General features: G+C 61.3%; 20 protein-coding genes. 9 read left to right on the forward strand and 11 right to left on the reverse strand.

Features of this window, described 5'->3' with window-relative positions; translation table 11 throughout:
* Positions 1-7: 7 nt before the first annotated feature.
* Together SLW74_RS25830 and SLW74_RS25835 are read right to left on the reverse strand one after the other, a co-directional pair.
* Positions 8-1,363, reverse strand: a complete 1,356-nt coding sequence (locus SLW74_RS25830; protein WP_410930533.1) for a spinster family MFS transporter — start codon at positions 1,361-1,363, stop codon at positions 8-10.
* A gap of 346 nt (positions 1,364-1,709) precedes the next feature.
* Positions 1,710-2,009 (reverse strand): DUF2288 domain-containing protein, encoded by a 300-nt coding sequence (locus SLW74_RS25835; protein ID WP_065992641.1) that lies wholly within the window; start codon positions 2,007-2,009, stop codon positions 1,710-1,712.
* Positions 2,010-2,336: 327 nt separating this feature from the next.
* Here SLW74_RS25835 and SLW74_RS25840 point away from each other — a divergent pair, with 327 nt between their 5' ends.
* From SLW74_RS25840 to SLW74_RS25860, 5 genes are all read left to right on the forward strand, one after another.
* The gene (locus SLW74_RS25840; RefSeq protein ID WP_065992639.1) at positions 2,337-3,464 is read left to right on the forward strand and encodes a branched-chain amino acid ABC transporter substrate-binding protein; all 1,128 of its coding nucleotides are present in this window, start codon (positions 2,337-2,339) and stop codon (positions 3,462-3,464) included.
* Positions 3,465-3,679: 215 nt separating this feature from the next.
* Positions 3,680-4,606 carry a high-affinity branched-chain amino acid ABC transporter permease LivH gene (gene livH, locus SLW74_RS25845; RefSeq protein WP_065992637.1) on the forward strand — a complete coding sequence of 309 codons (927 nt, stop codon included), beginning with the start codon at positions 3,680-3,682 and terminating at the stop codon, positions 4,604-4,606.
* Entirely contained in the window at positions 4,603-5,865 is a 1,263-nt protein-coding gene (locus SLW74_RS25850; protein WP_065992632.1) for a high-affinity branched-chain amino acid ABC transporter permease LivM, read from the forward strand. Before livH ends, SLW74_RS25850 begins: the two co-directional genes overlap by 4 nt.
* Positions 5,865-6,632, forward strand: a complete 768-nt coding sequence (gene livG / locus SLW74_RS25855; protein ID WP_065992627.1) for a high-affinity branched-chain amino acid ABC transporter ATP-binding protein LivG — start codon at positions 5,865-5,867, stop codon at positions 6,630-6,632. The genes SLW74_RS25850 and livG overlap by 1 nt, the downstream gene beginning before the upstream one ends.
* A complete protein-coding gene (locus tag SLW74_RS25860) occupies positions 6,633-7,334 on the forward strand; it encodes an ABC transporter ATP-binding protein (RefSeq protein WP_065992624.1) in 702 nt (233 codons plus the stop codon). It abuts the gene before it with no gap.
* 532 nt (positions 7,335-7,866) lie between these two features.
* Here the strand turns inward: SLW74_RS25860 and SLW74_RS25865 are convergent.
* Complete coding sequence (locus SLW74_RS25865; RefSeq protein ID WP_410930534.1) at positions 7,867-8,775, reverse strand: LysR family transcriptional regulator; 909 nt, start codon at positions 8,773-8,775, stop codon at positions 7,867-7,869.
* A 104-nt stretch (positions 8,776-8,879) separates the two neighbouring features.
* On the opposite strand from SLW74_RS25865, the gene SLW74_RS25870 reads away from it, so the two are divergent.
* The 3 genes from SLW74_RS25870 (at position 8,880) to SLW74_RS25880 (ending at position 11,949) form a co-directional block, all read left to right on the forward strand.
* Positions 8,880-9,479 (forward strand): short chain dehydrogenase, encoded by a 600-nt coding sequence (locus tag SLW74_RS25870; protein ID WP_410930535.1) that lies wholly within the window; start codon positions 8,880-8,882, stop codon positions 9,477-9,479.
* Between the two features lie 62 nt (positions 9,480-9,541).
* The gene (locus tag SLW74_RS25875; RefSeq protein WP_065992615.1) at positions 9,542-10,222 is read left to right on the forward strand and encodes a hypothetical protein; all 681 of its coding nucleotides are present in this window, start codon (positions 9,542-9,544) and stop codon (positions 10,220-10,222) included.
* Between the two features lie 113 nt (positions 10,223-10,335).
* Entirely contained in the window at positions 10,336-11,949 is a 1,614-nt protein-coding gene (locus SLW74_RS25880; RefSeq protein WP_065992613.1) for an NAD(P)/FAD-dependent oxidoreductase, read from the forward strand.
* A gap of 127 nt (positions 11,950-12,076) precedes the next feature.
* On the opposite strand, the gene SLW74_RS25885 is transcribed toward SLW74_RS25880, so the two are convergent.
* The 6 genes from SLW74_RS25885 to dinG form a co-directional block, all read right to left on the reverse strand.
* Positions 12,077-12,541, reverse strand: coding sequence for a glycine zipper 2TM domain-containing protein (locus SLW74_RS25885; RefSeq protein WP_037012225.1), 465 nt, complete (start codon positions 12,539-12,541; stop codon positions 12,077-12,079).
* Positions 12,542-12,741: 200 nt separating this feature from the next.
* A complete protein-coding gene (gene pdxH / locus SLW74_RS25890) occupies positions 12,742-13,389 on the reverse strand; it encodes a pyridoxamine 5'-phosphate oxidase (RefSeq protein ID WP_410930536.1) in 648 nt (215 codons plus the stop codon).
* A gap of 48 nt (positions 13,390-13,437) precedes the next feature.
* The gene (locus SLW74_RS25895; protein WP_410930537.1) at positions 13,438-14,544 is read right to left on the reverse strand and encodes an OmpA family protein; all 1,107 of its coding nucleotides are present in this window, start codon (positions 14,542-14,544) and stop codon (positions 13,438-13,440) included.
* 150 nt (positions 14,545-14,694) lie between these two features.
* A complete protein-coding gene (locus SLW74_RS25900) occupies positions 14,695-15,843 on the reverse strand; it encodes a serine hydrolase domain-containing protein (protein WP_410930538.1) in 1,149 nt (382 codons plus the stop codon).
* A 76-nt stretch (positions 15,844-15,919) separates the two neighbouring features.
* Positions 15,920-18,298 (reverse strand): beta-agarase, encoded by a 2,379-nt coding sequence (locus tag SLW74_RS25905; protein ID WP_410930539.1) that lies wholly within the window; start codon positions 18,296-18,298, stop codon positions 15,920-15,922.
* A gap of 109 nt (positions 18,299-18,407) precedes the next feature.
* Positions 18,408-20,552: an ATP-dependent DNA helicase DinG gene (gene dinG, locus SLW74_RS25910; RefSeq protein ID WP_065992603.1), complete on the reverse strand. Its 2,145-nt coding sequence runs from the start codon at positions 20,550-20,552 to the stop codon at positions 18,408-18,410.
* A 129-nt stretch (positions 20,553-20,681) separates the two neighbouring features.
* Between dinG and SLW74_RS25915 the strand changes: the two genes are divergently transcribed.
* Positions 20,682-21,146, forward strand: a complete 465-nt coding sequence (locus SLW74_RS25915; protein WP_410930540.1) for a CopD family protein — start codon at positions 20,682-20,684, stop codon at positions 21,144-21,146.
* Between the two features lie 97 nt (positions 21,147-21,243).
* Here the strand turns inward: SLW74_RS25915 and SLW74_RS25920 are convergent, their stop codons facing one another.
* Together SLW74_RS25920 and SLW74_RS25925 are read right to left on the reverse strand one after the other, a co-directional pair.
* Positions 21,244-22,017: a collagen-like protein gene (locus tag SLW74_RS25920; protein WP_410930541.1), complete on the reverse strand. Its 774-nt coding sequence runs from the start codon at positions 22,015-22,017 to the stop codon at positions 21,244-21,246.
* On the reverse strand, positions 22,010-22,285 hold the full coding sequence (locus tag SLW74_RS25925) for a DUF1145 domain-containing protein (protein WP_410930542.1): 276 nt from the start codon (positions 22,283-22,285) through the stop codon (positions 22,010-22,012). The genes SLW74_RS25920 and SLW74_RS25925 overlap by 8 nt, the downstream gene beginning before the upstream one ends.
* Positions 22,286-22,857: the final 572 nt, after the last annotated feature.

Consider the following 22,857-nt stretch of genomic DNA (forward strand, 5'->3'; position numbering starts at 1 on the left):
TTTCGCTTCAAGCCACCGACGGCTTCACCCCCCGCCCTACCGGCTCATCCGCCACCATCCCCTCGCGCATCCGCAATGCATCGGCGCTGAAACACGTCGACGCCTTCACCAGAAACACCAACACGAAAAACAGCGCCACCGGTATCAGGTACATCGCATCGTGCAACCCCACCGCCTTGAACGGTTCGGTCATCTGTTCGACCTGCGCGGCGTACATGGCCGAGTGAGCGAAATGGTCCGACAGCAAGCCCACCACCACGGGGCCCAGCCCGCCGCCCAACAAATACAACCCGGCGAAGAACAGCGCCATGGCCGTGGCGCGGAGCCGGGGCTGCACCACGTCCTGAATGGCGGTGTAAACGCAGGTGTAGAAGTTGTAGGAAAACAGCCAACCGAGGCTGAACACCCCGACGAACACGCCGATCTCGATGCGCCCGGCGTGCAGCGCATAACCGGTACACAGCGTTGCGACCACCATGCTCAGGGCGGCAAACATCAGACGGCCGTTGCTCCAGCGCTGGTGCAGCTTGTCCGCCACCCAGCCGCCGGCCGTCAGGCCAACGAGCCCGGTCACGCCGACGATCATGCCGGTCGCCATTGCCGCTTCCTGCAAAGGCAGCAAAAAGTAGCGCTGCAACATAGGCACCATGAACGAGTTGCACGCGTAGGTGGCAAAGTTGAACGCCAGACCGGCGAGCACCAGCCAGCGAAACGTAGGAATCGAGAGCACCCTGCGGATGGGTCGGTCGATTTTATCCTGGGAAATGGCCACGCTTTCAGCGGCGCCCCGGGCCGGTTCGCGAATGAAGAACATGAACACCGCCAGCACCAGCCCCGGCACCGCTGCGATGAAGAACGGCGCGCGCCAACTGCCGAACGCCTGGACCATCGCGCCGATGGTGAAGAACGCCAGCAGCAGCCCGAGTGGCAGACCGAGCATGAAAATGCCCATGGCACGGGCCCGGCGGTGGGCCGGGAACAGGTCGCCGATCAACGAGTTGGCCGCAGGTGCATAGCTGGCCTCGCCGATGCCCACGCCCATGCGCACCAGCAGAAACCCCCAGAAGCTGCCGGCCAGACCGTTCACCGCCGTCAGCCCACTCCACACCGCAAGGCCCCAACCCATCAACTTGCGCCGCGAACCGTTGTCAGCCATGCGGCCCAACGGAAGCCCGGCCACGGCGTAAACCAGCGTGAAGGCGGTGCCGATGATGCCGAGTTGAAAGTCGCTCAGCGACCATTCCTTGCGGATGGGCTCGATGATGATCGCGGGAATCGTGCGGTCGAAGAAATTAAACAGGTTGGCCAGAAACAGCAGAAACAGAACGCGCCAAGCGTTCCTTGCCTGAGTTGAGTGGTCCATGGGGCGATCTCTTTCTTGTTTTAAGGCAAGGACGTCGGCGAGGGGACTGACCTTATTTACATCGCTTCACCGTAAATAAATCTGTCCCCGGTTTGTGTAAATAAATCTGTCCCCGGTTTGTGATTCCTGATCTGTGTAGTCGCCCCTTTCTATCTTGTCTGCAAAGATTCGCCCCGCTGATACCTGACCATCTGGATAGATTGCGATTGACCCTCTCGATGACGTAGAACTCCCACCGCCCGATCAGTCAGTAGGTGAGCGATTTCGCTACCGGGGACACACGGGGAGTTACCGCCCTACCCACTTCGCCATCATTGGACGCACCCTTTTTGAGCACAGAAGCGCGTCACGCCCTTTCGTGGATCAGCACCCAGGGTGCAACGACCACGGCCCACAGCGTCGGATCGCGCTCCAAAAGATCCAGAGCCTTTGATTCAGAGACCTTGCCGACTTCTCCACTCGCTACCCATGCCGCCACTTGCGCCTCGCTGTTCTCGGCAAATGCCTGTGCCACGGCGATCAAATCCAGCGTCGGCTCGACCCACAACAGGGCACCCTTCGCAAAGAACGGTTGCAATTCTTTCCAGGTAATCGAAGCGGTTTCGCCAAGCAGTTTGGCATAGAGGGTGCTAGGTTCTTGCGTCATGGGTTTTCACCGTATTGGAAATCGGCGCAATGATAGCGCCGCCTTTCATACCGACAAACCCGGATTCAAGTGATTGATTGCAGAGAAGTTCACGCAGGCCAACCGGTTCGTCGTCCGACAAGGCGAAACCACCAGCCTGATTGTGTATCTTTCTGTCGATTAAGCGACATCCGCAGGTTTTGTCCCCCGCAGCCAGCTATTCAAGCGCTCGACCGGCGCTCTAAACTGTTCCGGTACAGTTGCTGGGGGTGCGGCCTGGAGATTCAATCCGGTCCTGCCGCTTCGGCCGTCAGGATTATAAAAACTACAACGCAAGAGTGGAGCATCATGACTAAGGGTATTAATCAGATTTCCAAGCTGTTTGCCGCACTGGTTCTGGCGGGGGTTGCCAGTCACTCGTTCGCAGCTGACACCATCAAGATCGGCATCGCCGGCCCGAAAACCGGTGCTGTGGCCCAATACGGCGACATGCAGTTCAGCGGCGCCAAGATGGCCATTGACCAGATCAACGCCAAAGGCGGCGTCGACGGCAAGAAGCTTGAAGCGGTTGATTACGATGATGCCTGTGACCCGAAACAAGCGGTCGCCATCGCCAACAAAGTGGTCAACGACGGCGTCAAGTTCGTGGTCGGTCACCTCTGCTCCAGCTCCACTCAGCCAGCTTCGGACATCTACGAAGACGAAGGCATCATCATGGTGACCCCGGCGGCCACCAGCCCGGAAATCACCGCCCGCGGTTACAAAATGATCTTCCGCACCATCGGCCTGGACAGCGCCCAGGGCCCGGCCGCTGGCGAGTACATTTCCAAGCAGGTCAAGCCGAAGATCGTTGCGGTCATCCACGACAAACAGCAGTACGGTGAAGGCATCGCCACCGCCGTCAAGCAGACCCTGGAAAAAGACGGCGTGAAAGTCGCGCTGTTCGAAGGCATCAATGCCGGCGACAAGGACTTCTCCTCGCTGATCGCCAAGATGAAGCAAGCCAACGTTGACTTCGTCTACTACGGCGGCTACCACCCTGAACTGGGTCTGATCCTGCGTCAGGCGCAGGAAAAAGGCCTGAAAGCCGGCTTCATGGGTCCGGAAGGCGTGGGCAACGCGTCCATCTCGCAGATCGCTCAGGACGCGTCCGAAGGTCTGCTGGTCACCCTGCCGAAATCCTTCGATCAGGACCCGGCCAACAATGAGCTGGTCGCCGCGTTCAAGGCGAAGAAAGAAGACCCGAGCGGTCCGTTCGTGTTCCCGGCCTACGCCGCTGTTGAGGTGATTGCCGACGCGATCAAGACCGCCAAGTCCGAAGACACCGCCAAAGTGGCAGCGGCCATCCACGCCGGTACGTTCAAGACCCCTACCGGCGATCTGTCGTTCGACGCCAAGGGTGACCTGAAAGACTTCAAATTCGTCGTTTACACCTGGCACAAAGATGGCACCAAGACTGAAGCCCCTGTGAAATAACGCAGCCTTCATGCTTACCCGAAGCCCACTGCAACCGCAGTGGGCTTTGTTTTAGCTGGGCAGCGAATTTCATAAGAATTCCGATCCCTGAACATCTTGAAACCGCACCAGTGAACCACTGGGCTCGTGCCGGACGCGGACGTAGATCACGACGCGCGAGCGGGAAAAAGACACCACCAGTGAAACACCAGGCAGGTTTTTAGGAGCACTCAGCAATGCCGATAGATCTCTATCACTTTCTTCAACAGCTGGTTAATGGGTTGACCATTGGCAGCACTTACGCCTTGATTGCCATTGGCTACACCATGGTTTACGGCATCATCGGCATGATCAACTTCGCCCACGGCGAGGTGTACATGATCGGGTCGTATGTGGCGTTTATCGCCCTGGCCGGTCTGACCATGCTTGGCCTGGACAGCCTGCCCCTGCTGATTACCGCAGCCTTCGTCGCCAGTATTGTGGTGACCAGCGCCTACGGTTATGCCATCGAGCGAGTGGCCTATCGCCCGCTGCGCGGCAGCAACCGCCTCATCCCCTTGATTTCCGCCATCGGCATGTCGATTTTCCTGCAGAACACCGTGCTGTTGTCGCAGGACTCGAAAGACAAATCGATCCCCAACCTCATTCCCGGCAACTTCGTTTTCGGCCCCGGCAGCACCCATGAAGTGGTGATCTCGTACATGCAGATCCTCATCTTCATCGTCACGCTGGTGGCCATGCTTGGTCTGACCTGGTTCATCTCCCGCTCTCGCTTGGGTCGCGCCTGCCGTGCCTGCGCCGAAGACATCAAGATGGCCAACCTGCTGGGGATAAACACCAACAACATCATCGCCCTGACCTTTGTCATCGGCGCGGCTTTGGCGGCGGTTGCTGCGGTCCTGCTGAGCATGCAGTACGGCGTGATCAACCCCAACGCCGGTTTCCTCGTCGGCATCAAAGCCTTCACCGCCGCGGTACTGGGCGGCATCGGCAGTATCCCGGGCGCGATGCTCGGCGGTCTGGTGCTGGGCATCGCCGAAGCCTTTGGCGCCGACATCTTCGGCGACCAGTACAAGGATGTGGTGGCGTTCGGTCTTCTCGTATTGGTGTTGTTGTTCCGGCCAACCGGCCTGCTCGGCCGTCCGGAGGTTGAAAAAGTATGACCAGGAATCTCAAATCGGCCCTCTTCAGCGCAGTGCTGGTGCTGGCCGTCGCTTACCCGATCCTCGGGCTCAAACTGGACATCGTCGGGATCAATCTCGCGGTGGTCGGCGCAAGCACCACCACCGTGCTGGTGATTTTCGCCGCCGCGTTTCTGATGTTCCTGCGCGTGCTGTTCAACGAACAGATCAGCGCCATGTGGCGTTCGCGTCCGCAGAAACAGCTGATGTCCGACAAGACCAGCAACTTTCTGACCCTGCCTTCGACCCAGCGCTGGTTCCTCGGCGCGCTGGTAATCGCGGCACTGGTGTGGCCGTTCTTCGGTTCGCGCGGCGCAGTGGACATCGCGACCCTGATCCTGATCTACGTGATGCTGGGCCTGGGCCTGAACATCGTTGTCGGTCTGGCCGGTCTGCTTGACCTCGGCTACGTCGGCTTTTACGCCGTGGGCGCGTACACCTACGCCCTGCTGCAGCACTATTTCGGCTTCGGTTTCTGGATCTGTCTGCCACTGGCGGGGTTGGCGTCGGCGACTTTCGGCTTCCTGCTGGGCTTCCCGGTCCTGCGGCTGCGAGGTGACTATCTGGCCATCGTGACGCTGGGTTTTGGTGAAATCATTCGCCTGTTCCTGCGTAACCTGACCGACATCACCGGCGGCCCGAACGGCATCAGCAACATCGAAAAGCCAACGCTGTTCGGCCTGTCGTTCGAGCGCAAGGCAGCAGAAGGCATGCAGACGTTCCACGAATACTTCGGCCTGCAATACAACTCCATCAACAAGGTGATCTTCCTCTACCTGATCGCCCTGCTGCTGGCGCTATTGGCGCTGTTCGTGATCAACCGGTTGTTGCGCATGCCCATCGGCCGCGCCTGGGAAGCCTTGCGTGAAGACGAAATCGCCTGCCGCGCGCTGGGGTTGAATCCGACCATCATCAAGCTGTCGGCCTTCACCCTCGGCGCTGCATTCGCCGGTTTCGCCGGCAGTTTCTTCGCCGCGCGTCAGGGTCTGATCACGCCGGAGTCGTTCACCTTTCTGGAGTCGGCGATCATCCTGGCCATCGTGGTCCTGGGCGGCATGGGCTCGCAGCTGGGGGTGATTCTCGCCGCCGTCGTGATGATTCTGTTGCCTGAACTGCTTCGCGAATTCAGCGAATACCGGATGCTCGGCTTCGGCGCCTTGATGGTGCTGATGATGATCTGGCGTCCCCAGGGCTTCCTGCCGATGCAGCGTCCCGTCATGAAACTCAAGGGGGAGCGCTGATGAGCCGTCCACTTCTGCAAGCGTCCGGCTTGTGCATGCGCTTCGGCGGTCTGCTGGCCGTCAACGGCGTCGGTCTGACCGTCCACGAGAAACAGGTGGTGTCGATGATCGGCCCGAACGGCGCCGGCAAGACCACTGTGTTCAACTGCCTGACAGGCTTCTACAAACCCTCATCCGGGACGATTCTGCTGGACGGCGAGCCGATCCAGGGCCTGGCTGGCCATGAGATCGCCCGTAAAGGCGTGGTGCGAACGTTCCAGAACGTGCGCCTGTTCAAGGAAATGACGGCGGTGGAAAACCTGCTGGTGGCCCAGCATCGCCACCTCAACACGAATTTCCTCTCCGGCCTGTTCAAGACCCCGGCGTATCGCAAAAGCGAGCGCGAGGCGATGGAGTACGCCGAGCACTGGCTGGAAGCGGTCGATCTGAAGGAGTTCGCCAACCGTCCTGCCGGCACCCTGGCCTACGGTCAGCAACGCCGTCTGGAAATCGCCCGCTGCATGATGACGCGCCCGCGCATTCTGATGCTCGACGAGCCGGCGGCCGGTCTGAATCCGAAAGAAACCGAAGATTTGAAAGCGCTGATCGGCGTGTTGCGCAACGAGCACAACGCCACAGTGTTGTTGATCGAGCACGACATGAAGCTGGTCATGAGTATTTCCGACCATATCGTGGTGATCAATCAGGGCACGCCGCTGGCCGATGGCACACCCGAGCAGATCCGTGACAATCCTGAAGTGATCAAAGCCTATCTGGGGGAAGCGTAAATGCTGCAGTTCGATAACGTTTCCACGTTCTACGGCAAGATCCAGGCCTTGCACGGTGTCAGCATCGATGTGCAGCAGGGCGAGATTGTCACGCTGATCGGCGCCAATGGCGCAGGCAAGTCGACGCTGTTGATGACGCTGTGCGGTTCGCCGCGCGCACACAGTGGCAGCATCCGTTATATGGGTGAGGAGCTGGTGGGTCTGGAGTCGTCGGTGATCATGCGCAAGAGTATTGCGGTGGTGCCGGAGGGCCGTCGGGTGTTTGCGCGTCTGACGGTGGAGGAGAATCTGTCGATGGGCGGGTTCTTTACGGACAAGGCCGATTATCAGGTGCAGATGGATAAGGTGCTTGAGTTGTTTCCGCGCTTGAAGGAGCGGTTCAATCAGCGCGGCGGGACGATGTCGGGCGGCGAGCAGCAGATGCTGGCGATCGGGCGTGCGTTGATGAGTAAGCCGAAGTTGTTGTTGCTGGATGAGCCTTCGCTGGGTCTGGCGCCGATTATTATTCAGCAGATTTTCGAGATTGTTGAGCAGTTGCGGCGGGATGGGGTGACGGTGTTTCTGGTGGAGCAGAATGCGAATCAGGCGTTGAAGATCGCTGATCGTGCGTATGTTCTGGAGAATGGCCGGGTGGTGATGCAGGGGTCGGGGGCGGAGTTGTTGGTCGATCCGAAAGTGCGGGATGCTTATTTAGGCGGGTAAAGCAGGATCAAGGGCGTCTGCCTGGGGGCAGACTGTTTCGCCTTCGGCGAGTTACTTTTAAAAAGCACTAAAAGTAACCAAAAGTGCCTGCTCTCGGTTGGGCCCGACTTCGTCGGGTTCCTTCACTCCGGTCTCGCTCCGTGGGCCCGCGCCGAACGGACATCCCTGTCCTGACGGCGCTCTCGCCGCATCCATGCGGCTCGGCCCACTGCGCGAAACCTCCGTTCAGCCTGCACCCAAGTCGCGTTTGGTGGTGTCTGGGCATCTTGTGTTTGAAGATCAAAAGCGCTTTTAAAGCAGATCAAAGGCTTCCCGGCTGAAGCCGGTCCTACGGGGATCGCCGCTGGTTCTGCGGGGTGTACGCTGGTGCTGTTGTAGGACTGGCTTTAGCCGGGAAGAGGCCAGTGGTTGCACCATCAATTTGATTGTTTGAACCTGCCTGATCGTTCCCCCGCTCCATATGGAAATGCATCCCTTGACGCTCTGCGTCAGCTCTGTTGTCGCCCAAACAGCGATGCCAGTTTTCGCGCCGTCAGAGCGCTTCCAGCACCGCAGTGCTGCGCTCGAACCATTCGGTCAGGTAGTCAGCCATGACCTTCACCCTTCTCGGCAGTCGTCCCTCAAAGGGATGGACCAGGTACAGCGATGAAACCGGCGTCTGGTAATCGCGCAGCAGCCAGTGCAGCCGCCCGGCTTTCAGTTCCTCATGCACCATATAGGACGGCAGGCGGGCGATGCCGGCGCCGACGAGGGCGGCTTTTTTCAGGAGGCCGTAGTGGTTGCTGGCGAAGGTGCCGCGGACGTTGACGCGGGTCAGTTCGTGTTTCTGGTGGTAAGCCCACGACTCACGGCCGCTGTGATGGCTGTTGAGCAGGCATCGGTGCACGCGCAGTTCTTCCGGCGTTTGCGGGGTGCCATGTTTGGCGAGGTAGTCCGGGCTGGCGCAGGTCAGTTCCTGTAGCGACAGCAACGGCTTGGCCACCAGGCGTTCGTCAATGCCCACGCTGGAGCGTATGCCCAGGTCAAAGCCATCACGGCGCATGTCGCGGAAGTGGTTGTTGAGGTCTAGCTCAACCTGCACATCGGGGTAGTTGTGGGCGAATTCGCTGAGCAGGCCTTCGAAGAAGGTTTCCCCCAATGACACCGGCACGGTCAGGCGCACGGTGCCGATCAGGCTTTCGCTCAGGTAGGCCATGGCGTCGCGGACGCGGTCGCGCTGGGCCAGCAGTGCGCGGGCCTCGGGCAGGAGAATGGCGCCCGCCGAGGTCAGGGTCAGGCTGCGGGTGGTGCGATGGAGCAGCGTCACGCCGAAGTTTTTTTCCAGTTTGCTGATGCGCTTGGACAGTTGGCTGGTACTGGTGTCCAGCCATTGCGCGGCCAAGGTGAAGCTGTTGGCCTCCACCAGCATCGCGAACGCGGCCAAGTCGTCCATTTCGCTCATGATTGTTTCCTTTCTGACAAACCGGGATTGCCGTTTAGCCCCTGTATCCGTGGGAAATGGCGACTCACACTGAGCGCCTGATCCATACCAGGGGAAACCGCATCATGAAAATTCTATTGATTGGCGCCAGCGGCACCATCGGCTCGGCGATCGAGAAAGAGTTGGCGCCACGCCACGAGGTCGTTCGCATCGGCAGAACCGGCGCAGACGAGCACGTCGATATTAGTGACAGCGACTCGATCCGCAAACTATTCGAACGGACGGGCCCTTTCGACGCATTGATTTGCGCGGCCGGCAATGTCACCTTCGCGCCGCTCGGCGAAATGACGGGCGATTCCTTCGCCCTGGGCCTGCGCGACAAGCTGATGGGTCAGGTCAATCTGTTGCTGATCGGCCGGGAATTCGCCAACGACGGCGCGTCCTTCACCTTCACCACCGGCATCACCATCATCGATCCGATTCGCACCGGGGCGTCTGCCAGCCTGGTCAACGGTGCCATCGACGCCTTCGTGCGCGCCGCCGCCATCGAGATGCCGCGCGGCATGCGCGTCAACTCGGTCAGCCCCAACGTGCTGGTCGAAGCCATGGACAGCTACGGGCCGTACTTCCGCGGCTTCAAGCCTGTTCAGGCAGCGGATGTCGCATTGGCGTATGCAAAAAGTGTCGAAGGGCTACAAACCGGACAGACGTATCGCGTCGGTTAATCACCCCTTGTGATGAGCGAGCAGGCTGAGTAACGTGGCGGCACTTGTCTGGAGACCGTCCCATGTCCGCTGCTCGTTCCGCCCTGATGTTTGCCTTGTTGCCCCTGTTTGCCGGCTGCCAGTTGATGCCCCTGTCGTCGAATGACAGCAAGGTGTCGACGGCCGGCATGATCCGCATGCAGGGCACCCTCAGCGGTGACGGCGGCAAACTGTTCTTCGCTCCGTGCAATGAACAGCGCCGCTATGCAGTGACCGACAAGGGCAACACCGGCGTCCTGCAGGAAGCCGCTTCGGTGGTGGACAAGAACGGCAAAGCGTTCGCCGATGTTCGCGGCAACTTCGTCGCGAGCAAGGCCCAGGGCAGTGACGGTCAGGCTGACATTTATCAGCTCTACCGCGTCGAGCGCCCGAGCGGTGCCTGCGAGGACCCCAACTTCAAGCGCCTGACCATTCATGCCAGCGGCAACGGTCCGAAATGGAACCTGAACGCCAGCGGCAAGGGTCTGGTGCTTGAGCGCGAGGGCAAAGAGCCGTTCGCTGTGCCCTACATGGAAGAGCAGATGCCCGAGGGCCGCTTCAACCTGATCACCGACGCCAACAATCAACACGTCGAGCTCTACGTCGCGCCGCTGCGCTGTGTGGACCCGTCGAACGGCTCGGTCCAGCACCTGACCGCCGAACTGCGGGTCAATGGCCAGGTTCAGCGCGGCTGCGCGTATTTCGGGGCGATGCGTAACGATTGATGGAGTGGCGGATGTCGTCGCTCGGGCCACCGCTCCCTGCCCAATGTGGCTTATAATCGCGCGCTCTTGTAGTGCTGCCGGGCCGATCCTGCGGCCCGAAACCGGATCTTTCAATGTTACGAATCACCGAATTCAAACTGCCGCTGGACCATGCGGACGACGAACTGCGCCCCGCACTTCTGCAGCGCCTGGCCATCGGCAGCGACGAGCTTCTGGATTTCACCCTGTTCAAGCGCAGCTACGATGCGCGCAAGAAATCCACTGAGCTGCAGTTCATTTACACCGTCGACTTTCAGGTGCGCGACGAAGCCGCCCTGCTTCAGCGCCTGAGTCACGACAAACACATCGGCCCGGCCCCGGACGTGAGTTACAAGATGGTCGGCCACGCCCCTGCCGAGCTGAACCAGCGTCCGCTGGTTGTCGGCTTCGGCCCGTGCGGGATATTCGCCGGCCTGTTGCTGGCGCAGATGGGCTTCAAGCCGATCATTCTGGAGCGCGGCACGGAAGTTCGTCAGCGCACCAAGGACACGTGGGGCCTATGGCGCAAGAACGTGCTTAACCCGGAGTCCAACGTGCAGTTCGGCGAGGGCGGCGCGGGAACGTTTTCTGACGGCAAGCTCTATAGCCAGATCAAAGACCCTAAATTCATTGGCCGCAAGGTCTTGCATGAGTTCGTCAAAGCCGGCGCGCCGGAAGAAATTCTCTACGTCAGCAAGCCGCACATCGGTACCTTCCGGTTGACCGGCGTCGTCGAGAACATGCGTCATCAGATCGAAGCGCTGGGCGGCGAAGTGCGTTTCCAGCAGCGCGTCACCGATGTGCTGATCGAAGACGGCCAGATGCAGGGCGTTGTGCTCGACAGCGGCGAGCGCATCGACTCCCGGCACGTGATTCTGGCGCTGGGCCACAGCGCCCGGGACACCTTCCGCATGCTCCACGGCCGCGGCGTGTTCATGGAGGCCAAGCCGTTTTCGGTCGGCTTCCGCATCGAGCACCCTCAGGGTTTGATCGACCGCGCGCGACTGGGCAAGTACGCCGGTCACCCGAAGCTTGGCGCTGCCGATTACAAGCTGGTGCACCACGCCAAGAACGGCCGTTCGGTGTACAGCTTCTGCATGTGCCCCGGCGGCACCGTAGTGGCAGCAACCTCGGAGCCCAACCGTGTCGTCACCAACGGCATGAGCCAGTACTCGCGCAACGAGCGCAACGCCAACTCCGGCATTGTCGTGGGCATCACGCCCGAGCAGGATTATCCGGGCAGCCCGCTGGCCGGCATCGAGCTGCAGGAGCGTCTGGAGTCCCACGCCTACCTCATGGGCGGCGAAACCTACGAAGCCCCGGCGCAGCTGGTGGGTGATTTCATCGCGGGGAAAGCGTCAACGGCGCTGGGCACCGTTGAACCTTCCTACAAGCCGGGCGTAAAGCTGACCGACCTTGCCGACGCGCTACCCGCCTTCGCCATCGAAGCCATTCGTGAGGCGCTGCCCGCGTTCGAGAAGCAGATCAGAGGATTCTCGCAGCACGACGCGATCCTCACCGGCATCGAAACGCGCACCTCCTCGCCCCTGCGCATCACCCGTGGCGAGGACCTGCAAAGCCTGAACGTCAAGGGTCTGTTCCCGGCGGGCGAAGGCGCAGGCTATGCCGGCGGCATCCTGTCGGCCGGTGTCGACGGGATCCGCATCGCCGAAGCACTGGCCCGCGACATATTGGGCATTGCTGGCTAAGCCCAGCACTACCCTCCCCGCCAGCGCGTACTGAAATGCAAAACGCCCCGAATGATCGGGGCGTTTTCATGAGCGGGCACTAGACTCGGCTTCGAGCCATGCAGCGCTTCAGGACGTGCATCGGCGTTTAGTGGCTGACGCGACTGGTACCGTTGACGGTCATGATGCGAACACGTTCACCCACACGGAAGATCTCGTTTTCCTGAACTTCCTGCACATAAGCGCGCATGGTGCCGTCGTCTTCACGCACGGTGATCTCGACGCCTTGAGCACGGGTCAGGCCGCCTTCCGCCGCGGAGCCCAGCAGACCACCGGCGACCGCACCGATCACGGCCGTCACGATGCTGCCGCGACCGCCACCGATGGCACTGCCGCCCACGCCACCGACGATGGCACCGGCACCCGCGCCGATCGGGGTTTTGGTGCCTTCAATCTTCACCGGACGCAGCGATTCGATGGTACCCAGGCGTACGGTCTGCACCTGACGAGCTTCGTCGCGCGAGTACGAGTCGCCGGTGAGGCTTGAAGTACAGCCGCCCAGCGTCAGCGCCATGGCGGTGAACGAAGCAACCAACAAAACAGACTTGCGCATAACAGTTATCTCCATAGGAACAGGTAGCCATTAGACTCTGCGACGCCAATCCATGTCACGGCCCTGTACCGATAATTTACGTTTATTCAGGCGTGATACAGCAACACCCCGACGTCTACCTCAGTGGACGACAGCGCCGGAAATTGATTCAAAGAAAAGTGTGACAGAGACGCTGAAGCCGGCTGTTCAAAGACCGGCAATCAGGGCGCGAGGCGCTCGCGCTGCCACTCATCTTCAACTAAACGATAGTTCAGGCGGTCATGCAGGCGGCTTGGACGCCCCTGCCAGAATTCGATGCGATCGGGCACCAGACGATAGCCGCCCCAGTAATCGGGACAGTCAGGCTGGGCGTCCATGAAACGCGCCTCGGTGGCTTTGAGCAAGCCCTCGAGCGCTTCACGGTCGGCAATCACCCGGCTTTGAGGCGATGCCCAGGCACCGAGGCGGCTGCCGAGGGGGCGTACCTGAAAATAGGCGTCGGATTCTTCGTGGCTGACCTTGGCCACGCGGCCTTCAATGCGCACCTGACGTTCCAGCGTGGGCCAGAAAAACGTCATGGCGGCAAAAGGACGTGCATTCAACTGCTGGCCTTTGGCGCTCTCGTAGTTCGAAAAGAACGTGAATCCCTGAGCGTCAAGACCTTTGAGCAGCAAGACCCGACAGTGCGGGCGGCCGTCGGCGTCGACGGTCGCCAGCGTCATGGCGTTGGCCTCGACCGGCGCCTGTTCGGTTTCGACCGCTTCGTTGAACCAGCGATGAAACAGTGCGAAGGGTTCTTCCGGTGACTGGGCTTCGGTCAACCCTTCGCGGGCGTAGTTACGACGCATATCGGCCAGACGCTGGCTCATCACTGCCTTCCTTAATCGAGATCCGTGAACAGAACCCCGATCTTAACCTCAGTTGCCGGCTTGAGCATCCGGCGCAGGTTTTTTGGCCGCAGCTTTCGCAGGCGCTGCCTTGGCTTTCGCCGGCGCAGCTTTCTTCACAGGTGCTTTTTTGGCCGCAGGCGCTTTGGCTGCGGAAGCCTTGGTCGCCACAGCTTTCTTCACCGGTGCGGCCGACTTGGCAGGCGCAGCGGCCTTGGTCGGTGCAGCAACGGGTGCAGGGGCCGGCGCGTTGGCAGTTTGCACGGCCAGCAGGGTCGGTGCTGGCGGCAAGTTGTACTTGGCCATCTGGGCAACCATGGTGTCTTGCGGGGTGAGGATGATTTCCACACGACGGTTGAGTGCGCGACCCGGCACGCTATCGCTGGCTGCCCGGGGCATATCGGCGCCCATGCCACGCAGGCTCAGACGGTTACGCTGCAGGCCGCTGAGGCGGAAAATCGCCGCGACCGACTGTGCGCGCTGCTGGCTGATCTTGAGATCGGAATCGCTGGCGACATCGCTGTGGCCCAGCACCAGAACGGCGGCGCGCGGGTCGACTTCAACGATCTTGGCCATGCGGCTGATCGGGCCGAGATTGGTCGGCAGGAGCATTTCCGGGCGCTTCGGATTGAAGGTGCTGTCGACCGGCGCGGTCACCACGAGGATGTCGTCACGGCGCTCCAGCTGGAACTGGCTGTCCTTGATCGCTTCGCGGACTTTCGGCTCGTTCAGATCCAGCCAGGCCTGGGTCACTTTCGGGTCGACTTTGGGAACAGCAGGTGCGGCGTCTTTTTTGGCGTCGGTTGCACCGAACGGCCACCACCACTTGTTGGCGTCGCCGGCCTGGGCAACGGCCGGGGCTGCAGCCGGTTGAGTGGCGGCGACTTCCGGTTTCTTCTCGGTTTCGCCATGGTCAGAGCCGAACGGCCAGTACCAGCGCGTACCGGTTTCGGTCTGAGCTTTGGCCACTTGTGCAGCCGCCGGGCTTGGCGCCGGGGTTGCAGGAGCGGCATCGGCGCCCTTGCCTGAACCGAACGACCACCAGTGGTCATTGCTGGCCGACTGATCCTGAGGGGTTTGCGCACAGCCGGTGACGGCGAGGCAGATGGCGAATGCGAGGCTTTTGTTAGCTGACATGGGTGACCCACATGAATAATTGATCAGAAAATGAACGAAGCAGCGCTCATATAACACGCATAAAGACTGTTTTGGAAAAAGAAACCGCCCTACGGCTCCGTTATCCAGATTTAACTGACAGTCGGTAGAACAAGCACTTAACGGCGATAGTTATTGCAAACACTCACCAAGCACGCGCACCAGTTGCTGCGCGCGCGGATCCATGAGCACGTAGGGACCGAGGGTGTTGGTCACAAACCCAAACGCCACATCGCGCTCGGGATCAGCGAAGCCGACCGAGCCGCCTGCGCCGGGATGGCCAAATGCCTTGGCGCCCAGCCCGAACGTGGCGTTAGGCACCGTCGGTTGATCGAGCATGCAGCCCAGACCGAAGCGGGTCTGGGTGAGCAGCGTCTTGTCCTGCCCAATGCTGTGCTCGCGGGTCAGTTCGTTGAGCAGGTCGCCGTCCAGCAGACTGCCATCCAGCAAGCCGCTGTAAAAACCGGCCAGACTGCGGGCGTTGCCATGGCCATTGGCGGCAGGTTGCTGCATGCGCCGCCATTCCGGCTTGTTGGTGCTGGTCATGATCGAGGGCGGGTTGGTGAACGCCCGCGCCGTCATGGAAGCAGGCTCGCGCATCGTGGTCTGCAACAGGCGCTGCGCGGCCTCATCACCTACATTGCCCTTGCCCCTGGCAATGTGGGCGACACGATGAAATTCTTCATCGGCCAGCCCGACATGGAAATCCAGGCCCAAGGGCCGCGAAATACGCGCAGCGATGGACTCGCCCGGACCGCGCCCGTCAGCACGACGAATCATCTCGCCCACCAGCCAGCCATAAGTAATGGCGGCATAACCGTGGCCCTGCCCCGGCGTCCACCAGGGTTCCTCGGCAGCCAATACGCTCGTCATGGCCTGCCAGTCATAAAGCGCTTCGGCCGGCAATATTTCACGGATCGCCGGAAGCCCGGCCTGATGGCACAGCAACTGGCGCAGCGTGATGGATTGTTTGCCGTTGGCGGCGAACTCGGGCCAGAGACGCGCCACGGGCTCATCGAGATTCAGCTTGCCCTCGCCCACCAGCTGCAACGCCGTGACGGCAGTAAACGTTTTGGTGCAGGAGAAGAGATTGGCGAGGGTGTCGCTGTGCCAGACTTCGCCGCCATCCTTGTCTGCCGTGCCGGCCCAGAGATCCAGAACCGTCTCCCCGCCGATCTGCACGCACAGCGCAGCGCCACGCTCCTGCGGATCGTCGAACAGCGCGGCGAATGCCTCGCGAACGGCCTCAAACTGAAGCTCGAAATGGCCTTGAATCTGCACGGTCTGGCTCTCCGGTCGGGCTGCAAAAAAATGGCGCACATTGTTCCAGCGATTGGGCGCTTTGGGAACCGCCCGGTTAAGGGCGCTTGCCGATCACGTCCACGACCTGTCCGTTGGCCTTGCGCACCGCCTCGACGAAGCCCGAGTACGGCACGTCGGTGATACCTACCAGTCCGAGGTGGCCGTTTTCACCGTCCAGCAATCGGCCGGTGACAGGCTGATCCAGGTACTGGAACCAATGCACACCGACAATGGAAGGCTCGGCCAGCGCGCTCTTCAGGAAATTGGCATACGCCGGGCCGCGATCTTCTTCACGCGGCACTTCGAGCACCCCGCCCCAGAACGGCCCGCGATCACGAGAGCCAAAGTGAAACTCACTGACCAGCACAGGCTTGTCGAGGACGTGCAGTTTTGCAAAGTCCACGCCGTCCTGAGGTTTGAGCGTATAGAAGTTGAAACTCAGCACGTCGCAGAACTTGGCGCAGGCTTCGACCGCCTCAGGGCTGGTGACGCCAAAGCGCCCGCCGAGCAGGAGATGGTTCGGCGCATGCCACTTGAGCGCGTCGGAAATGGTTTTGAAATAGGTCTCGGCGAACACACGCTGGAAATACCTGAAGTCGTTTTCGATCTCCGGGTGCTCTGCGCTAGGCAGCGGCGGCTCGAAGCCCGGGTCTTCCATCAACTCCCACGCTGCCAGGTGAATACCCCACGCCTTGGACAACCCCTCTTCGTTGCGGTACTTGTCACGCAACTGCTTGAGGAAGGCGCGCTTGGCCGGCACATCGGTGGTCAGCTTCAGCGTGCCGTAGGCCAAGGCGTAGCGATCCTTCGGAGCGTTGCCCGGCGCAGCCCAGGCCAATTCGTTATCGGCGAAGTAACCGATCAGGTACGGGTCATCACGATGGTCGCGAGCAGCGATGGCGACGGCCCGCTCGGTGGCCATGGCAAAACGCGGATCGAACGGATCAGGCATGCCGCCCCACCAATCCAGACCGGTGCTGATGCTCACGTAGTCGCCAACGATGGACAGCGGCAGTGTGTAGGGCACGCGTTCCTTCTTGCTGCTTTCGAGGTTTTCCAGCGCGGGCTCGCTCCAGTTGCCGACGGTGGTGAAACCCCACGCCTGCAAACGTTGCAGGGTGTGATCAACCCAGCGCTTGCGGTCGACGATCACCGGCTTGCATTCGACTGCAGGCGCAGATGTGGCGGGTTTTTCAGGCTGAGGCGCTGGCAAGGTCTGACCGTTAGCGCTGTCGCCAGTTGACGCGGTCGTTGCTGCTGGAGTGGCTGCAGTGTTGGCTGGCGTTTCGCCTTCGTCGTCCGCCGGATCAACAGGCTTGGAGACTTCAACGCACTTCGGCACGCCGTAGGTACGCTGCAGATTTGCACCATAGAAGTCGAACCAGCGGCCCTGATCGAACTGCCGGTTGCGGTTGGCACCCGTCTCGCGGTTGTCGTCGCCCTTGCCGTAGAACGCGGCGAGTGGATCGTCGCTGCCGGGCAGGCCGGTGAACATGGTTTCCCGACCCTCGACGTAGGTCTGGCTGTCGTCAGCGGAGATGGCATTCACGCCCAGGGAGTAGAAAGGATGGCCCTCTGGCGTCACCAGATACCAGCGCTCGTCGCGCTTCTCGGTGCGGAAAAAGCCCTTCGCTTCGAACGCCGGTCCGTTGAGCAAGCCGCCGTATTTGTCGTGAGCGGGCCGGTCTTTCAGCCAGCTCTGCAACTGTTGCTGTTCCTTGCCCGCCAGTGTCTTGAGCTGCTCGTCGCTGGTGACCTTCTCCGGCCACTTGCCTCGGGTGAACTGCCCGTAACCGTCAACCAGGTTGCCGTAGGCAGCGGTTAGCAAGGCATCGCCCTCTTGCACGCCGAACTTCTCGATCAAGACGGACTGGGCAACGTTGGGCTGAGACAACGACACGGTGACCGATGAAACCTCAGCGCTGTTCAGGTCACCTTGGGTGCTGGCCAGCAACACGCGCTGTCCCTCGTAAACCCACGGCATCGGCGGACCGGCGCGCATGCCCTGGGTCAGCGGCGAACTGGCCTTGAGCGGCAGCACCAGGGTTTGCGCCGGGCCGGCAGGCAGGTCGATGCGGCTGGTGAGGACTCTGCCGTCGCGGCTTTCGATCTGCACGTACACCGTCAATGCCCAGTCCATCGCGCTCTGCAGGCGCAAGGTCATGGCGCTGTCGTGGCTCCAGTCCCAGACGCCGGTCTGCGGGGTCAGTCGCAGACTGGGTTTGGCGACCGGATTGAAAACGACTCGGCGCAGCACTTCGCCTTCGGCCGTCTGTTCGGCGTTGGCCTGGGGAAACCCGGCATCCTGGGTGGTGACCTTCACCACGTCGGCGGGCCGGACGAAATTGAACAGCGTCTGCTGAACGTCAGGCGCGGCGTGGGCCATGCCCGCGCACAGCGTGGCAAGGATGGCAGACAGTGAACGGCGAATCATGTGATCTGAAGCTCCTTGATCATCTGAGGCCCGGAGCACAAGGGGTTGCGCGCATCAGGGCGGACCGAATCTAAGACCCGGTCATCCGTGTTTCATTTGCAACACGGGTTCAGGAAATTTCGCGCCGGAATGGCGGCAGTGCGTTGAGGATGGCTTTGCCGTAGCGCTGGGTCACGACCCGGCGATCCAGCAGCGTGATGATGCCGCGATCCTGTTCGGTGCGCAGCAGACGACCGCAGGCCTGGATCAGGCGCAACGAGGCATCGGGAACGGCGATCTCCATGAAAGGATTGCCACCCCGGGCTTCGATCCATTCGGCGAGCGCAGCTTCGACCGGATCATCCGGCACGGCGAAGGGAATCTTGGCGATCACTACGTGCTCGCAGTAGGCGCCCGGGAGGTCGACCCCTTCAGCGAAGCTGGCCAGACCGAACAGGACGCTTTCATCGCCACCGTCGACCCGCGCCTTGTGCTTGTTGAGGGTTTCCTGTTTGGACAGATTGCCCTGGATGAACACCCGCTTGCGCCAGTCCCGCTCCAGCCCGTCGAACACTTCCTGCATCTGTTTGCGCGATGAGAACAGCACCAGCGTGCCTTTGGAGCCTTCGACCAGATTCGGCAGTTCGCGGATGATGGCGGCCGTATGTTCGGCCGCGTTGCGAGGGTCGGCTTTGAGGTCTGGCACGCGCAGCACGCCTGCGTCGGCATGGTGGAAGGGGCTCGGCACCACGGCGGTGACGGCGTCCTTCGGCAGCCCGGCACGCATGCGAAAACGGTCGAACTTGCCCAGCGCGGTCAGGGTGGCGGAGGTCACCAGCGCGCCGTAGGCAACGTTCCACAGGTTGCGGCGCAACATTTCGGCCGCCAGGATCGGGCTTGCGTTGACCTCGATGTCGAACAGCGAGCCGCTGTCGGCGAGGGTCAGCCAGCGCGCCATGGGCGGGCTGTTTTCTGGATCTTCAGCGGTGAAGGCGGTCCACAATTCCCAGTTGCCGTGGGCGCGGGCCAACAAGCTGCCGAACAGCGGGTACCACTCTTCCGCCTGATGGCTGGCGATGCCGATGTTGACCTCGCCGTCCATGCCTTCTTTAAGCAGCTCGGTCAGGCGCGTGAACAGGTCGTCGAGCCGGGCGAAGCCTTTTTTCAGCTCGATGCCCATCTCGCGCATGTGTTCGGGGACCACGCCGCCGACGAAGCGATGCCGCGGACGCTCGCGGCCTTCCATGTCTTCGCCTTGCTTGAAGTCGGCAAGCTGCTCGCAGGCCGTGAACATGAACTGCTGCTGGGTCTTGATCTCCCGCGCCAGCTCGGGCACCTGCTCGATCAGCTTGCCCAGGTCGCCCGGCAGCGGGTGCTGGGCCAGCAATTTGGTGAGGTTCTTGGCGGTTTGCTCCAGCCAGTCGGCGGTGGAGCGCAGGCGACTGAAATGAGCGAAGTGACCGATCGCCTTGTCTGGCAGGTGATGGCCTTCGTCGAAGACGTACAGGGTGTCGCGAGGATCGGGCAGGACTGCACCGCCGCCCAGCGCCAGGTCAGCGAGGACCATGTCGTGGTTGGTGACGATGACGTCGACTTTGCCCATGCCCTCGCGGGCTTTGTAAAAGGCGCACTGCTGGAAGTTCGGGCAATGGCGGTTGGTGCACTGACTGTGATCGGTGGTCAGGCGCGCCCAGTCCTGGTCGGCCAGTTCCTGGGGCCAGCTGTCGCGATCGCCGTCCCATTTGTTGCCGGCGAGTTTTTCGATCATGGTGGTGAAGAGCTTCTGGCTGGCTTCATCCACTTCGATCTTGAAGCCTTCTTCTTCGAACAGCTGTGCGGTCGCGCTCTGGGCGTCGCCTTCCTGCAGCAGCATGTCGAGCTTGGACAGGCACATGTAGCGGCCACGGCCCTTGGCCAGCGCGAACGTGAAGTTCAAGCCGCTGTTGCGCATCAGGTCGGGCAGGTCTTTGTAGACGATCTGCTCCTGCAGGGCGACAGTCGCGGTGGCAATGACCAGGCGCTTGCCGGCAGCCTTGGCAGTTGGAATGGCTGCGATGGCGTAGGCAACGGTTTTGCCGGTGCCGGTCCCCGCCTCGACCGCCACCACGGCGGGATCACCCGAACGGCGGCCTTCTTCGTCGGTGTCGACGTCGCCCAGCACCTTCGCCACTTCAGCGATCATCAGGCGCTGGCCGTAACGAGGCTTGAGGCTCTTGGCTTCGAGGAAACGCGAGTAGGCGCCCTGAATCTGGGATTTGAGTTCGGTGCTGATCATGGGCTGGGTCGTTGGCTCGGCGTCACGGGTGCTGAATGAAAACACGAAAACCGCTGGATATATCTTCAGTAGTCGCAGCGGGCGGCTATCATACCGCGCTAATTCTTTCTGCGCAGATCGGAGTTCTCGATGTCACCTGTAGCCTTTGTCTACGCCTTGCATGTGCTGGCGGCGATTGTGTGGGTAGGAGGAATGTTTTTCGCCTGGATGATTCTTCGACCGGCGGTCATCGCCGCCCTGGAGGGCCCGGCCCGGTTGAAGCTGTGGCTGCAGGTGTTGCCGCGTTTCTTCGTGTGGGTCTGGTACGCGGTGATCATGCTGCCGGTGACCGGCATTGGCATGATCAACATCAACTTCAGCGGCTTTCAGACCGCGCCCCGCTATGTGCAGGTGATGATGGGCCTGTATGTGGTGATGGTGGCGTTGTTTCTGCGCGTTTCGACGCTGAACCTGCCGCAGTTGCGCAAGGCTGTGCTCGCCGAACAATGGGCGGATGGCGCGGCCGCGATGACCGGCATTCGGCGTCTGGTGGGGATCAATCTGATGGTAGGGGCGGCCGTTGTGGCGATCGCTGCCATCAGGCCAATGTTCTGATGTGTGGGGAAGAACCTGCTCCCGAAAGACTGGTACACCCGCCAGGCATTCAGCGGTTTAGATACCGTCTTCGTGAGCAAGCTCACTCCCACAACGCTTATAAGTTGCGAACCACGATAGCGCCCGCCGGCCCTGCTGCACCGGACTGACCCTTGTCGCCGTTCTTGCCGGACTTGGCGCCGTCAGCGCGATAGACCACGCAGCCTTTGGACGCGCCGCCTTTGCCGCCGCGACCGCCGTCGCCGCCAATGCCACCGGCACCGCCCTGGACGTTGACCTTGATGCGCTCATTGCCGAAGGTCGCCGGGAGCTCAAGGCGAACGAGCGCACCGGGCGCGCCGTCACGGCCGTTGCCGCCATTGTCGCCGTCGATCCCGCGACTGGCGGAACCCCACGTGCAGCCCGGATCGATGCCGTTGCCGCCATCGAGGCCGATGTAACCGGGCGAGCCTGCGCCGCCGCGGGCGTCGACGTAGAGCTGGTCGGCGTTGAGTTGTTCGATCCGCAGGTTGAGGTTGCGGCCTGGGGTCGGCGGTTTTTCGAAGGTGCCCGGGGCGCCCCGCGCGGTGATTTCCGCGCCGCCGCCGAGGTCGCCCTGTTTGACTTGCAGGCTGAATGCCTCGGCGCTCGGGACGATGGCGATGCGTGATTCGTGGCCCATGACAAGTTGGCCGACTTTGACTTCGGTGAGGCCGGCCGGGATCAGGAGGGTGCCGTAGTCGGCGACTTCCAGTCGGTCCAGTTGCAATACGCTGGTTTTGGACGGCAGGCGCATGAGCGAGTGGGTTTCGACGGAGATGGTCTGGGCCATGATCCAGGGGCTGCTCAGGGCGGACAGCAGGCCTGCCGTCATCAGCATTGCGTTACGCATGGTGTACCTCCGCCAGTGGGCGTTTGAATGTGTTCAGGTGGAATAGGCCGAAGAGCAGAATCTTGAGGCGATCGCGCCAGGGATGGGGGCGGCTGCGCAGGCTGGCGTTGTAGCTGATCAGTTCGATGATGTGGATGAGCAGCAAGAGGCCGCCGGCCACTTTGAACAGTAGGTCGAAGGGGTGTGGCATGGCGATGGTCAGGCTGGTGATTATCAGTAGCCAGAATGCTGTTGTCAGTACTTTCCCTGTTCCCCAAATCACACTCATGTGGTGCCTCTGCTGTTTTTGGTTTTGTGCGGTGAAAACGGTTTGCGCACAGTACGGGGAGGCGCGGGACTATGCCAGAGGCAGCTTGGGCTTATTTAGGTCCTGCCTAACGGCAGGACGGTTTCGCCTTCGGCGAGTTACTTGGAAAAGCACCCCAAGTAACCAAGGGTGCCTGCTCCTGGCTGGGTCCCTCCTTCGTCGGGATTCCCTCACTCCGACGACGCTCCGTGGGCCCGCGCCGAACGGACATCCATGTCCTGACGGCGCTCTCGCGGCATCCATGCCGCTCGGCCCACTCCGCGTCGTCTGCGTTCAGCCTGCACCCAAGTCGCGTTTGGCGGTGTTTGGGCTTTTTGTGTATGAAGATCAAAGCAACGGCAACGGCAACGGCAAAGGCTTCCCGGCTGAAGCCGGTCCTACGAAAAGCAGCGCGTGCAGTCCGTGGGACCGATGTCGTCCCATGTAATTGGATGGACTCGCCCAAGCCGAGGCGTCAGTAGCGCCACGGTGGCATTCTTAAGAAGCCAACGACAGCGAGGGCGAGCCCATGAAAAAGCATACGATCAAAAGTA

The sequence above is a fragment of the Pseudomonas sp. W5-36 genome, assembly GCF_046540455.1.
GTDB lineage: Bacteria > Pseudomonadota > Gammaproteobacteria > Pseudomonadales > Pseudomonadaceae > Aquipseudomonas > Aquipseudomonas graminis_B.